This is a genomic window from Flavonifractor porci (assembly GCF_037572415.1).
GTDB classification, from domain to species: domain Bacteria; phylum Bacillota; class Clostridia; order Oscillospirales; family Oscillospiraceae; genus Flavonifractor; species Flavonifractor porci.
In genome coordinates this window covers 303,777-315,875 of the sequence record NZ_JBBHLB010000001.1, presented here as the reverse complement: position 1 = coordinate 315,875, position 12,099 = coordinate 303,777, and the positions used below count along the sequence as shown (strand labels likewise).

Annotated in this window: 13 protein-coding genes and 1 other annotated feature; all 13 genes read right to left on the bottom strand. The window is 62.0% G+C overall.

From position 1 onward, the window contains the following. Nucleotides 1–5: 5 nt before the first annotated feature. Complete coding sequence (gene tyrS / locus WHJ28_RS01540; protein WP_340039306.1) at nt 6–1,235, bottom strand: tyrosine--tRNA ligase; 1,230 nt, start codon at nt 1,233–1,235, stop codon at nt 6–8. 32 nt (nt 1,236–1,267) lie between these two features. Further along, complete coding sequence (locus WHJ28_RS01535) at nt 1,268–1,555, bottom strand: zinc ribbon domain-containing protein (RefSeq protein ID WP_340039305.1); 288 nt, start codon at nt 1,553–1,555, stop codon at nt 1,268–1,270. Nucleotides 1,556–1,595: 40 nt separating this feature from the next. Further along, nucleotides 1,596–1,838, bottom strand: a binding site (T-box leader). A 66-nt stretch (nt 1,839–1,904) separates the two neighbouring features. Then, nucleotides 1,905–3,602 (bottom strand): DNA repair protein RecN, encoded by a 1,698-nt coding sequence (gene recN, locus WHJ28_RS01530; protein ID WP_340039304.1) that lies wholly within the window; start codon nt 3,600–3,602, stop codon nt 1,905–1,907. Nucleotides 3,603–3,828: 226 nt separating this feature from the next. Next, a complete protein-coding gene (locus WHJ28_RS01525; RefSeq protein ID WP_340039303.1) occupies nt 3,829–4,281 on the bottom strand; it encodes an arginine repressor in 453 nt (150 codons plus the stop codon). Between the two features lie 3 nt (nt 4,282–4,284). Further along, on the bottom strand, nt 4,285–5,148 hold the full coding sequence (locus WHJ28_RS01520) for an NAD(+)/NADH kinase (RefSeq protein ID WP_340039301.1): 864 nt from the start codon (nt 5,146–5,148) through the stop codon (nt 4,285–4,287). Next, entirely contained in the window at nt 5,145–5,966 is an 822-nt protein-coding gene (locus WHJ28_RS01515) for a TlyA family RNA methyltransferase (protein WP_340039300.1), read from the bottom strand. The genes WHJ28_RS01520 and WHJ28_RS01515 overlap by 4 nt, the downstream gene beginning before the upstream one ends. Continuing rightward, a complete protein-coding gene (gene dxs, locus WHJ28_RS01510) occupies nt 5,953–7,797 on the bottom strand; it encodes a 1-deoxy-D-xylulose-5-phosphate synthase (RefSeq protein ID WP_340039476.1) in 1,845 nt (614 codons plus the stop codon). The genes WHJ28_RS01515 and dxs overlap by 14 nt, the downstream gene beginning before the upstream one ends. Before the next feature lie 48 nt (nt 7,798–7,845). After that, a complete protein-coding gene (locus WHJ28_RS01505; protein ID WP_340039298.1) occupies nt 7,846–8,307 on the bottom strand; it encodes a divergent PAP2 family protein in 462 nt (153 codons plus the stop codon). An 8-nt stretch (nt 8,308–8,315) separates the two neighbouring features. Then, complete coding sequence (locus WHJ28_RS01500) at nt 8,316–9,197, bottom strand: polyprenyl synthetase family protein (RefSeq protein WP_340039297.1); 882 nt, start codon at nt 9,195–9,197, stop codon at nt 8,316–8,318. After that, nucleotides 9,194–9,430: an exodeoxyribonuclease VII small subunit gene (xseB, locus tag WHJ28_RS01495; RefSeq protein WP_340039296.1), complete on the bottom strand. Its 237-nt coding sequence runs from the start codon at nt 9,428–9,430 to the stop codon at nt 9,194–9,196. Before xseB ends, WHJ28_RS01500 begins: the two co-directional genes overlap by 4 nt. A gap of 30 nt (nt 9,431–9,460) precedes the next feature. Continuing rightward, nucleotides 9,461–10,648, bottom strand: coding sequence for an exodeoxyribonuclease VII large subunit (xseA, locus tag WHJ28_RS01490; protein ID WP_340039295.1), 1,188 nt, complete (start codon nt 10,646–10,648; stop codon nt 9,461–9,463). Continuing rightward, complete coding sequence (locus WHJ28_RS01485; RefSeq protein ID WP_340039294.1) at nt 10,645–11,577, bottom strand: tRNA (adenosine(37)-N6)-threonylcarbamoyltransferase complex transferase subunit TsaD; 933 nt, start codon at nt 11,575–11,577, stop codon at nt 10,645–10,647. The genes xseA and WHJ28_RS01485 overlap by 4 nt, the downstream gene beginning before the upstream one ends. Next, complete coding sequence (gene nusB / locus WHJ28_RS01480; RefSeq protein WP_340039293.1) at nt 11,577–12,065, bottom strand: transcription antitermination factor NusB; 489 nt, start codon at nt 12,063–12,065, stop codon at nt 11,577–11,579. The genes WHJ28_RS01485 and nusB overlap by 1 nt, the downstream gene beginning before the upstream one ends. Nucleotides 12,066–12,099: the final 34 nt, after the last annotated feature.

Below are 12,099 nucleotides of genomic sequence, written 5' to 3'. Positions count from 1 at the left end.
AACGCTCAGCCCTGCAGAGAGGCCCGGTGGAAGACCTTCTTGCCCTTCTTGATCATGACGCCGTCGCCGGAGAGCTGGTCGGCAGTGACGGCGGTGTATACGTCGGTCACCTTCTGGCCGTCCAGCTCCACGCCACCCTGCTCGATGAGGCGGCGGGCCTCCTTCTTGGAGGGCGCCAGCTTACAAGCCAGCATCAGGTCCAGGATACCGATGGCGCCGTCGGTGAGGGCGCCGGCCTCCAGAGCGGTGGAGGGCACGTTGCTCATGTCGCCGCCGCCCACAAACAGGGCCTTGGCAGCGTCCTGAGCCTTTTGGGCCTCCTCTTCGCCGTGGACCAGCTTGGTCAGCTCAAAGGCCAGGATCTCCTTGGCGGTGTTGAGCTGGCTGCCCTCCCACTTGTCCATCTCGTCGATCTGTTCGATGGGCAGGAAGGTGAGCATCCGCAGGCACTTGAGCACGTCATTGTCGCCCACGTTGCGCCAGTACTGGTAGAACTCGTAGGGGCTGGTCTTGTTGGGGTCCAGCCACACGGCGCCCTTGGCGGTCTTGCCCATCTTCTTGCCCTCGGAGTTGAGCAGCAGGGTGATGGTCATGGCATGGGCATCCTTGCCCAGCTTGCGGCGGATGAGCTCGGTGCCGCCCAGCATATTGGACCACTGGTCGTCGCCGCCGAACTGCATATTGCAGCCGTAGTGCTGGAACAGGTGATAGAAGTCGTAGGACTGCATGATCATGTAGTTGAACTCCAGGAAGGAGAGTCCCTTTTCCATGCGCTGCTTGTAGCACTCAGCCCGCAGCATATTGTTGACGGAGAAGCAGGCGCCCACTTCCCGCAGCAGCTCCACATAGTTGAGCTTGAGGAGCCACTCAGCGTTGTTCACCATCTGGGCCTTGCCCTCGCCGAACTCAATAAACCGCTCCATCTGCTTCTTGAAGCAATCGCAGTTGTGCTGGATAGTCTCGGGGGTCATCATCTGGCGCATATCGGTGCGGCCGGAGGGATCGCCCACCATGCCGGTGCCGCCGCCGATGAGGGCGATGGGCCGGTTGCCCGCCATCTGGAGCCGCTTCATCAGGCACAGAGCCATGAAGTGGCCCACATGGAGGGAGTCGGCGGTGGGGTCAAAGCCGATGTAAAAGACGGCCTTACCCTCGTTGATCATCTTGGAGATCTCCTCCTCGTTGGTGACCTGGGCAATGAGGCCGCGGGCCTTCAGTTCTTCGTAACAAGTCATGTTCATTCTCCTTTATCTCAATGGTGTCGTCATCAGTATAACCGCTTTCCGCAGTGGGGACACTTGGCGTCGTCCATGTCGTGCCGCTCCCCGCAGTGGGGGCAGGGCACTTGCGCGATGGCGGCCTCCTCTTCCGGGGACTCTACCGCATAAAACTCCATCTTCTTGCAATCCCGGCAGCAATAGATATCCACGGTAAGAGCGCCCGACAAAAGATGCCCCCAGGAGCCGGTAAGCCATCCGAACTTCCCCAGCTGGATCTTTTCCTGGCCAATATGGACCATCTCCCCGCCGCAGCGGGTACAGACATTCCGATCCACAAAATCCCCCCTTCATGCAAAAAGCCCTCTGTCCATTCGGACAGAGGGCGTAAAAACGCGGTACCACCTCTGGTTCGCCGTTTTCTCGCAAAAACGGCCTTATGCCGTGCCAACACACGGCGGCGCGATAACGGGCGCACCCGACACGGCCCTACTGGGGGTCTCCCCTGTTCAGGCGGCTGCTCCAGAGTGTATTTCCCAGCCTGTCCCCTCCCCCTCTCACCAAACCGGGGGCTCTCTGGGCGGGACGGGGGTTGGTACTTCTCCCTGTCATCGCAGTGTCATATTGATGAGGATTATAATCGCTCTTGCTCCGTTTGTCAAGCAGAAAAGCGGTACTCAACAAAATCTAGCTTTTGTGTAGTTTCTTGTAGGCTTCCGCACTGTCCAGCAGCTCCCTGGCGGCGCCAAGGGTGGCGTCGGTGATGTGCTCGCCGGAGGTGAGCCGTGCCAGCTCCTCGCACCGCCGCTGGCGGGTCAGCCGCTCCACCTGGGTGTAGGTCCGGCCGCCCCGCTCCCCCTTCTCCACCGAGAAATGGACGTCGGCCATGGCAGCCAGCTGAGGCAGATGGGTGACGCACAGTACCTGCTTGGCGTGAGCCACATCGGCCAGCTTTTCCGCCACCTTCTGGGCCGCCCGTCCGGACACGCCGGTATCCACCTCGTCAAAGACCATAGTGCCCACCTGATCGTTTTCCGCCAGCACGTTTTTCAGGGCCAGCATGATGCGGGCCAGCTCACCGCCGGAGGCGATCTTCTGGATGGGCTTCAGGTCCTCGCCCACGTTGGCGGACATGAGGAACTGCACCTCGTCCATGCCGGTATCGTCCATGGCAAACTCCCCCGGCTTGGGTCCAAACTCCACCTGGAACCGGACCTTGGGCATATCCAGCTGGGCCAATTCGCTCTGAATCCGCTGTTCCAGCGCCTTGGCCGCCTTCTTTCGGGTCTGACTGAGGGTTTCCGCCGCCTTTCGGGCGTCGTCCAGGGCCTTGGACTGCTCCTTCTCCAGCCGGGCAATGGTATCGGTAGAGAACTGGATCTCATCCAGTTCTTTTTTACAGCGGTCCAGATAGTCCAGCATCTCGTCCACCGAATCGCCGTACTTCTTCTTCAGCCGGTGGAGCACGTCCAGCCGGCTCTCGATCTGGTCCAGCTCTCCCGGTTCAAAGTCGAATGCGTCCCGCAGATCCCGGATCTGCTCAGCGATATCGTCTGCAGCGCAGCGGACCTCCACCAGCTTTTCCAGCAGCTCGGCGGCCTGGGTGCTGATGCGGCCGGCGGCATGAAGGGACTGCTCCGCCTCCCCCAGCAGGGCGGCGGCTCCTTCCCGTTCCTCGTCGCCGGACAGGGCCAAATGGGCGCCTTCCACGCTCTCCATCAGCTTGCCGGCGTTGCGCAGCAGGTCCCGCCGCTCCGTCAGCTCCTCCTCTTCCCCGCTCCGCAGTTCAGCCCGCTCCAGCTCGCCGATCTGGAATTCCAGGCTGTCAATGCGCCGGGCCTTCTCCGCCTCGTCCATCTGGAGCGCGGAGATCTCCCGGCGAAGGGCGGCCAGTCTGTTATAGCAAACCCGGTAGGCGTCCAGCTCCGCCTCTGTTTCCCCGAAACCGTCCAGGTAATCCAGGTGGCACCGCTCATCCAGCAGCTGCTGGCCGTCGTGCTGGCCGTGGATATTGAGCAGTAAGCGGCCCAGCTGCCGCAGTTGGGAGACGGTGATGAGCCGGCCGTTGATGCGGCAGATGTTTTTCCCGTCGGGCTGGATCTCCCGCTGGATGAGCAGATTGCCCTCCTCGTCGGGGCCTACGCCGTTCTCCCGGAACCAGTCCAGCTCCGGCAGGCCGGTAAACACCGCGTTGACCAGGGATGATTTTGCCCCGGTACGGATCAGATCCCGGCTGGTACGCTCCCCGATGATGGCCCCGATGGCGTCCACCACAATGGATTTGCCCGCGCCGGTCTCACCGGTGAGGACATTAAATCCCCGGTCAAACTGGATGTCCGCCGTCTGGATCACCGCAATATTCTCAATGTGCAACAAAGAAAGCATATAGGCCACCACCCTAGAAAGGCACGTTGATTAAAAAAGCCTCGCAGAGTTGCGCCGCCCGCAGGCGGCGCAATAAAATCGAAATCCGTTTTTGGCCGCGACATACGCGTGGCCAAAACACTTCTCAGACCGTAAGTGTGGAATTTATCCATCAAAGATGGACAAATTCTGCGCGCAGCGGGCTGCATCCTGCTCAAAAAAGTGACTTTGTCACTTTTTTGAAGTCTCATTTCAGCATGGCGTGGATCTCGTTGCAGAAGGAGGCAGCGTCCTCATTGGTACGCATGATGAGGATAGCGGTATCGTCTCCCGCCAGGCTGCCCACCAGACTGGGAATATCCATACCGTCGATGGCGGCGCAGGCCGCCGAGGCCAGGCCGGGCATGGTTTTTAAAACCACGATGTTCTGGGCCACATCAAAGGAAGTGACGCCCTCCTTGAAGATGGTACGCAGCCGTCCCGCGATATTCAGAGAAGCCTTCCGCTCTGAAACGGCGTAACGATAGGTCCCATATCCAGTCAGTTCCTTGATGAGATGGAGTTCCTTGATGTCCCGGGAAATGGTGGCCTGGGTGGACTGCACCCCCCTGGCCCGCAGCTCTGTCAGAAGCTGATCCTGGGTATCGATATCCTGCTCCGCAATGATCCGCAAAATCTCCTGCTGCCGTTTCGCCTTCATGGCTTACGCACCTCCCAATTTTTGATTCAAAATCTCATAAAATGTCCGGCCGGTCACCCGAACCAGTCTGGTCTTTGACTTGGACATCCTTGCTTCCACCACGTCGCCGCCATTGAGCTTGAAGGCTTTGCCCCCATCCACCGACAAAAAGGCGGTCTTGCGGGCCATCCGGCCCAGCTTGATGGATACGGTCCGTTCATGGCCCAGCACAAAGGACCGGGCGGACAGGGCATGAGGACAGATCGGCGTGACGATGATGTTTTCCGCCGTGGGCTCCACGATAGGGCCCCCCGCCGACATGGAATAAGCGGTGGAGCCGGTGGGGGTGCTGATGACCACGCCGTCGGCAGACATCCTGGTAATGGTGGTCTTGTCCCCCAGCACCTCCAGATCCACCACCCGGGCCACGGCCCCCTTGGTGAGGGCGGCGTCGTTAAGGGCGATGTCGGAGTAGATCACCTTGCCGTCCCGCCGCACCGTCACATCCAGCATCATGCGGTCCTCCACCGCATATTTTCCGGCGGGCAGCTTGGAGAGCATGGACAGCTCCCCCAGTTCCAGCTCCGCCATGAAGCCCACGCTGCCCAGGTTAACGCCCAGGATTGGCACATGGAACTGGTTGGCGTCCTTGGCGGCATGGAGGATGGTACCGTCTCCGCCAAAGCATACCAGGATGTCCGCATCCTTCAGCTCCTCCTCGGTCTGCTTGAACTGGATGTGCTTGGGAAATTCAATATTCCCCCCCTCCACCACAAAAGGCAGACAGATGGCGGTTTCCACCCCGGCGGCTTTCAGAATCTTTTCCGCCGCCTGGGCGGCCTTCAATCCCCGGTCCCGATAGGGGTTGGGGCTCAACACTACTTTCATTGTCCAGCTCCTTCCAGGGCCGCGTGGGATGCCTCTACCAGGGCTGTCGGATCGCCGGTCCAGGAGGCTCCGCCTCCCCCGGCCAACAGGTGTCCCAGGTACTCAATGTTGCCCTCGGGTCCTCTGATTGGTGAAAAGGTCATATCCTTTACAGCAAAATCTGCATCGGCGGCATTCTTGAGAAATTGCTGGATCACTTCCAGGTGGACGGCGGGGTCCCGCACCACGCCCTTTTTGCCTACCTTTTCCCGTCCCGCCTCAAACTGGGGCTTCACCAGGCACACCGCCTGGCCGTCCGGCTTGAGCAGGCCCCGGAGGGCTGGCAGGATCAGCTTCAGGGAGATAAAGGACACGTCCACGCTGGCAAAGTCCAGCTCATCGGGAATCTGCTCATGGGTCAGATAGCGGGCGTTGGTGCGCTCCAGGCACACCACCCGCTCATCGCTGCGGAGGGACCAGGCCAGCTGGCCATAGCCCACGTCCACGGCGTACACCTTGACCGCTCCGTTTTGGAGCATACAGTCGGTAAAGCCGCCGGTGGAAGCGCCGATATCGCCGCACACCGCACCGTCCAGGTGAATGCCCTCAAAGGTCTTCATCGCCTTCTCCAGCTTCAGGCCGCCCCGGCTCACATAGGCCAGGGTCTGACCTCTCACCTCCACGGGGGAGTCCTCAGGGATCTGGGCCCCGGCCTTGTCCACCTTCTGCTCTTTTACATAGACCTGGCCGCTCATAATGATGGCCTGGGCCCGCTGCCGGCTCTCCGCCAGCCCCCGCTCCACCAGCAGTACGTCCAGTCTTTTTTTAACCATTGCCATGTCCGCAGACCTCCAACGCCTTATGATACAGGGACGCTCCATCCAGACCGCACAGGGTCCGCAGCTGAGACACAGCGCCGTGGGTAACAAAGTCGGGTCCGGTATTCACCATGACCACCTTTGCCGCAACGCCCCGCTCCAGCAGATTCGCAGCCAGCCGCTGCCCCACGCAGTTGCCCGAGGCAGCTTCCTCTGCCACCAGCAGCCGCCCGGTTTCTATGACCGAGGCCGCCACCGGCGCCCCGTCCAGAGGCGTAATGGTATTGAGTTTGAGCACCTGGGCCTGAATGCCGTCGGCCTCCAGCCGCCTGGCACAGTCCAGCAGCGCATTGACTGTAATGCCATAGCCTGTCAAGGTAATATCCTTGCCAGTACGCAGCACCGCAGTGCCGACCAGCCCGGAATCCTCCTGATAGTCCTCCTGACCCCCCCGGGGGTAGCGGACCGCCACCGGTCCCTTCACCTCATAGATGGCATATCGGAGCATAGATTCCAGTTCGGCATAGCTGGAGGGGCACAGTACCGTCATGCCGGGCACCGTGTCCAGAAAGGCGGTGTCAAAGACGCCGTGGTGGGTCTCGCCGTCCTCTCCCACCAGTCCGGCCCGATCAATGGCAAAGACCACATGGAGCCCCTGAAGGGCCACGTCATGGATCAGCATATCGTAGGCCCGCTGAAGGAAGGAGGAATATACCGCAAAGACCGGGATCATGCCCTGCTTGGCCATACCGGCGGACATTGCCACCGCGTGGCCCTCGGCGATACCTACGTCAAAGAACCGGTCCGGGAATCGGGTGGCAAAGGTGTTGAGTCCCGTTCCCCCCTGCATGGCGGCGGTAATGGCGCACAGCCTGGGGTCCTCCTCCGCCATCTTGCAAAGGGTCTGTCCAAAGACAGCGGAAAAATTGGTACCGCCGCCCTTCAGCACCTCGCCGGTCTCCACACAGAAGCGGCCCACACCATGAAACTGATCCGGGTTGCGCTCCGCAGGGGTATAGCCCTTCCCCTTTACAGTTCTCACATGAAGCAGCACAGGGCCCTTCAGGTCCCGGGCGTACCTGAGCAGCCGGGTCAGCCGCTTCACATCATGGCCATCCACCGGCCCCAGGTAGGTAAAGCCCATATCCTCAAAAAGGCTGCAGGGCAGCAGGGTCTCCTTGATGGCGGTCTTGACCTTGTGGGTCACTTTGTAGATCCCACGCCCCAGAGCGGTTGCCCCCATCACCTTCCGATAGCCCCGCTTGAAGCGGAGATACTGGGGCTTGAGCCGCTGGCGGGCCAGATGGTCGGCCACGCCGCCCACGCTCTTGGTGATGGACATCCCGTTGTCGTTGAGAATAACGATGAGGGGTTCCTTGCTGTCCCCCGCGTCAGACAGGCCCTCATAGGCCAGGCCGCCGGTGAGGGCGCCGTCACCAATCAGGGCCAATACGTTGTAATCACTTTTCTGTAAAGTTCTCGCCCTTGCCATTCCGAGGGCCACTGACACCGAGTTGGATGCGTGACCGGCGATGAATGCGTCGGTGTCACTCTCGGTGGGTTTGGGATAGCCGGCCAGCCCGCCGAAGGAGCGCAGGGTCTCCATGGCGGCATTGCGGCCGGTAAGGATCTTGTGGGCATAACACTGGTGGCCCACGTCAAACACCAGCCGGTCCCGGCCGGTATCAAATACGCGATGAATGGCAACGATCAGCTCTACCGCCCCCAGACTGGAGGCCAGATGGCCGCCGGTGCGGGAAACCACATCCAGGATGCGGGCCCGCAGCAGACCGCAGAGCGCAGACGCCTCACTGTCGGTCAGGGCGCTGATATCGTTGGAACATTGCTCCAGACTAAGAATGGTAACACCTCCCGGTGAAGGATCAAATCAGCGGAGCTGTCAGCTCCACTGCCAGGCGCCCAGCAGACCCACCGCCACGCCCAGCACACCACCCATCAGGACCTGGAAGGGCGTGTGGCCCAACAGTTCTTTCAGCTCCTTGCCGAAGAGGGCCGGCTTCATTTCGGTCCAGTGGTCCATGATGTAGTTGAGGATCTTGGCCTGTTCCCCCGCCGCTTTGCGGACATTGGCGGCGTCATACATGACCACAATAGCCAAAACCGCCGCGATGCTGAACATGGGAGATCCCCAGCCGTACATATAGCCCACCGACGAAGCGCAGGCACACACGAAAGCGGAGTGGGAACTGGGCATTCCGCCGCTGGCCACCAGATAGTGCCAGTCCAGCTTCTTTTTGGTCCAGAAAGTAATGATGATCTTCAGCCCCTGGGCAATGGCCCAGGCCAGGATGGCCAGGTTGAGGATCAGATTGCCGGTGAAAAAGTCTACTACGTTTCCCATGTTGCGCCTCACTTTTCACGGCTTGCCAGGGAGCGGGCCAGCCAGCACAGGCTTTCGCCCTCATCCCCGAAAATGGACAGGGCTTCCACAGCCTCCTCGGTCAGTTTCTCCACCAGATGGCGGCACTCCTCCAGCCCTTTCAAGGTCACGAAGGTGTTCTTCTCACTCTTGGCGTCGGAGCCCACCGGCTTGCCCAGGGTGGCCTCGTCACCCACCACATCCAGGATGTCGTCCTGGATCTGAAAGGCAAGTCCGATCCGCTCCGCATAGCGGCACACAGCCTTCCGCTGCTCCTCGCTGCCGCCGGCCAGCACGCAGCCCATTTCAGCGGCGGCCCGAATGAGGGCGCCAGTCTTGAGACGCTGCAATTCCTCCACCTCGGTAAGGCCCATGGCGTGGCCCTCCCCCGCCATGTCCAGCACCTGGCCGCCTACCATGCCCTGGGCGCCGGCTGACTGGGCCAACACCCTGGCGGCTTCCAATACGCGCTCCGGCGGCAGGGTCACAGACGGGTCCAGCATCCACTCAAAGGCCGCGGTCAGCAGCGCGTCTCCAGCCAGTACAGCGGTAGCCTCGCCATAGACCTTGTGGTTGGTAGGCCGGCCCCGGCGCAAATCGTCGTCATCCATGCAGGGCAGATCGTCATGGATCAGCGAGTAAGTATGGATCATCTCAATGGCCCCGGCAAAAGGCAGCGCTTGCTCCGGATCGCCGCCGCACAGCCGGCAGCTCTCCAGCAGCAGCACCGGCCGGATCCGCTTGCCGCCCGCCAGCAGACTGTAGTACATGGCGTCGTAGAGATCTCCCCGGGGCGCCCGGCCCTGGAAACAGCGGTGCAGCCATTCCTCCGCCTGAGCCCTGTGGCTGTCCAGTCTCTCCTGTTCGGTCATACCTGTCCCTCCTCAAAGGGTGCCTCCACTGGCTGACCATCAGGCCCCGCCAGCAGCTTGCGCACTTTCTGTTCGGCACTGTCCAGTTGGGCGGAACAGCCGCCCAGCAGCCGGGTCCCCTCCTCAAAGAGGAACAGAGCCTCCTCCAGCGGGGCGTCCCCCTGCTCCAGCCGCTTTACGATCTCCTCCAGCCGGCCCATCGCCTGCTCAAAGGTCAGTTTTTCTTCCGCCATGTCCTTAAATCCTTTCCAAATGCAGTCAAGTTAAACCACTTGACAGGATATCTCGCCATCGGCCACCCGCAGCTTTAGTCCGTCGCCGGGGGCCACGTCGTTCACAGACCGGACCACGCCGCCGTCCGCCTTTTGGGGGATGGCGTAACCCCGGCCCAATACCTTCAGGGGGCTGAGGGCGTCCAGCTTGGAGGCCAGCTGTCCGAAGCGCTGCCGCTCCCGGTTGAGGGCGGCGTTCAGCCCCGCCGCCAGCTTCTCCCGCTGGTAGTCCAACACCATCCGCTTATCGTCCACATAGTTCATGGGGTCCTGAAGGGCCCGGCACCGGGCCGCCCTGTCCAGATCCTTTCGGGCGGACTCCAGCTTGCGGCCCATGGCCTGGGCCAGCCGCCCCTCCATCTGACGCAGCCACACCGCGACCTCGTTCTGGTCGGGCACCGCCAGCTCGGCGGCGTTGGAGGGAGTGGCCGCCCGCAGGTCGGCCACAAAGTCAGCAATGGTCACGTCAGGCTCATGGCCCACTGCAGAGATCACCGGGATAGCCGAGTGATAGATGGTGCGGGCCACGTTTTCGTCATTGAAGGCCCACAGATCCTCCATAGACCCTCCGCCCCGGCCAGTGATGATCAGGTCGGCCACCTGATGCCGGTTGGCCCAGGCGATGGCGGCGCAGATCTCTCCGGGCGCCTCCGTCCCCTGGACCCGCACCGGCAGAAGAAAGACCTCCGCCATAGGCCACCGGGCCCCCAGGATGCGCAGCATATCCCGCACCGCCGCGCCGGCGGAGGAGGTGATGAGCGCGATGCGCTTGGGGAATTTGGGGATGGGCTTTTTGTGGGAGGGATCAAACAGTCCCTCCGCATACAGCTTCTGTTTGAGCTGTTCAAAGGCCAGATACAGGTCCCCCACTCCCTCCGGGGTCAGGGAGGTGCAGTACAGCTGGTACTGCCCGTCCCGGGGAAAAACCGCCACCCGGCCGAAGGCAATGACCTTCATGCCGTTTTCCGGCCGGAACCGGAGAGACATGGCCTCCCGCTTGAACATGACGCAGCGAATGGCCCCCTCCCCATCTTTCAGGGAAAAATAGTGGTGGCCCGAGGGATAGGCCTTGTAGTTGGAGATCTCTCCCCGGACATACAGGGCGGTCAGCTCCCGGTCCCGGTCCAGCAGGGATTTGATATACTGGTTGACCTGAGAAACCGTGTAGATATGGCTCATGTCAACTCACCCGCCTTTACAGCCCGCCAGGTGAGGATAGCGGCGCCCATGGCGTTGTCGGTGGAGAACCGGGGCTGGGCAAACACCGCCCCCAGAGGCTCCATCACCTGCCGCAGCAGGGAGTTGGAGGCCACGCCGCCGGAGCACAGCACCGGCAGGCCGGGATACTGTTTCAGGGCGGCCAGGGTGGTGCGCCGCACCACGTCGGCCACCGTCAGCAGGGCAAAGCGGGCGATATCCGCCTTCTCCGCCCCCTGCTCCGCCATATCCTTGACCTTATTCTCCATACCGGAGAGCGAAAAGGTAAAGCCATTTAGCTTCACAGTAAATTTCTTGGCCTGCCCCGCCTGCGCCAGCTGGTCCACCGCCTTGCCCGCCGGGAAATCCAGGCCCAGCAGCACGCCGGTGCGGTCAATGAGCTGCCCGGCGGAGATGTCGCTGGTGCCCCCCAGGAGGGTGGCTTTTACATTGACCCCCTCCGGCTCCACGTGGAGCAGCTCGGTGGTGCCGCCGGACAGGTGCCAGGCCAGCATGGGCCGGTCCAACAGGTCCATCCGGCCCGCCGACCAGGCGGCAGCGGCAATGTGGCCCTGCTGATGAGAACAGGCAAAAAAGGGCACGTTCAACGCGGCGGCCAGGGTACGGCCCTGGCTCTCCCCCGCCAGGAAGCAGGGCATATAGGACCCTTCCACCGCCCGGGGCCGGGTGGAAGCGCCCACGGCAACAATACCGTCGAGCCAGCCTCCCTCTCTCAGCTGGGCAAAGCGGTCAGGCAGGGCCTTGACGTGCTGGAACAGGGCGTCGCTCTGCCGCAGGCCCAGTTCGCCGGGGCGCACCTCCAGCAGGCGGCCGGCGTTCTCTCCCCCCTCGCCGTCAAAGACGGCGGCGGAGGTGGTGTAGTTGCTGGTGTCGATGCCCAGGGTACGCATCAGCCCTCCGCCTCCGGCTGCTCCTTCAGGCCCACCGGGTCAGGGATGTGCTCCCCCCGGACGAAGGAGCCCAGAATGCCGTTGACAAAGGAGACCACCTCGGGCTCCTCGTAGTGCTTCACCAGCTCCAGGGCCTCGTTGATGGCGGCGGCGTTGGGGATGTCCTGCATATACAGGATCTCATACATAGCCACACGCATGATGGCCACGGCCACCCGGTTCATACGGGAGAACTTCCAGCCGATGGCGTACTTGGAGATATACTCGTCCAGCTCAGGGGCGTGGTCATAGACCCCCTCCACCAGGCGGGTGATGTAGGTCCGCTGGGTCTCGTTGGGGAATTCGGCATACAGGGGCTCCTCCTCCCCGATGAGGGCGAAGGTCTTGCGGTTGAGGGCCTCGTCCAGCAGCTCCCGGGCGGTCTGCCCGGTGAAGCCCAGTTCAAAGGTCAGGTGGACGGCGATCTCTCGGGCGGCGGTTCTGGTCATGATGGGTTCCTCCATTCCGGCATGATGAGCCGGT

Coding starts and splice junctions, on each gene's coding strand:
- WHJ28_RS01515 (WP_340039300.1), bottom strand. CDS start 5,966: ATGGCAATGGTTAAAAAAAGACTGGACGTACTGCTGGTGGAGCGGGGG.
- xseB (WP_340039296.1), bottom strand. CDS start 9,430: ATGGCGGAAGAAAAACTGACCTTTGAGCAGGCGATGGGCCGGCTGGAG.
- WHJ28_RS01485 (WP_340039294.1), bottom strand. CDS start 11,577: ATGCGTACCCTGGGCATCGACACCAGCAACTACACCACCTCCGCCGCC.
- tyrS (WP_340039306.1), bottom strand. CDS start 1,235: ATGACTTGTTACGAAGAACTGAAGGCCCGCGGCCTCATTGCCCAGGTC.
- WHJ28_RS01500 (WP_340039297.1), bottom strand. CDS start 9,197: ATGACCGAACAGGAGAGACTGGACAGCCACAGGGCTCAGGCGGAGGAA.
- recN (WP_340039304.1), bottom strand. CDS start 3,602: ATGCTTTCTTTGTTGCACATTGAGAATATTGCGGTGATCCAGACGGCG.
- WHJ28_RS01505 (WP_340039298.1), bottom strand. CDS start 8,307: ATGGGAAACGTAGTAGACTTTTTCACCGGCAATCTGATCCTCAACCTG.
- xseA (WP_340039295.1), bottom strand. CDS start 10,648: ATGAGCCATATCTACACGGTTTCTCAGGTCAACCAGTATATCAAATCC.
- nusB (WP_340039293.1), bottom strand. CDS start 12,065: ATGACCAGAACCGCCGCCCGAGAGATCGCCGTCCACCTGACCTTTGAA.
- WHJ28_RS01525 (WP_340039303.1), bottom strand. CDS start 4,281: ATGAAGGCGAAACGGCAGCAGGAGATTTTGCGGATCATTGCGGAGCAG.
- WHJ28_RS01520 (WP_340039301.1), bottom strand. CDS start 5,148: ATGAAAGTAGTGTTGAGCCCCAACCCCTATCGGGACCGGGGATTGAAG.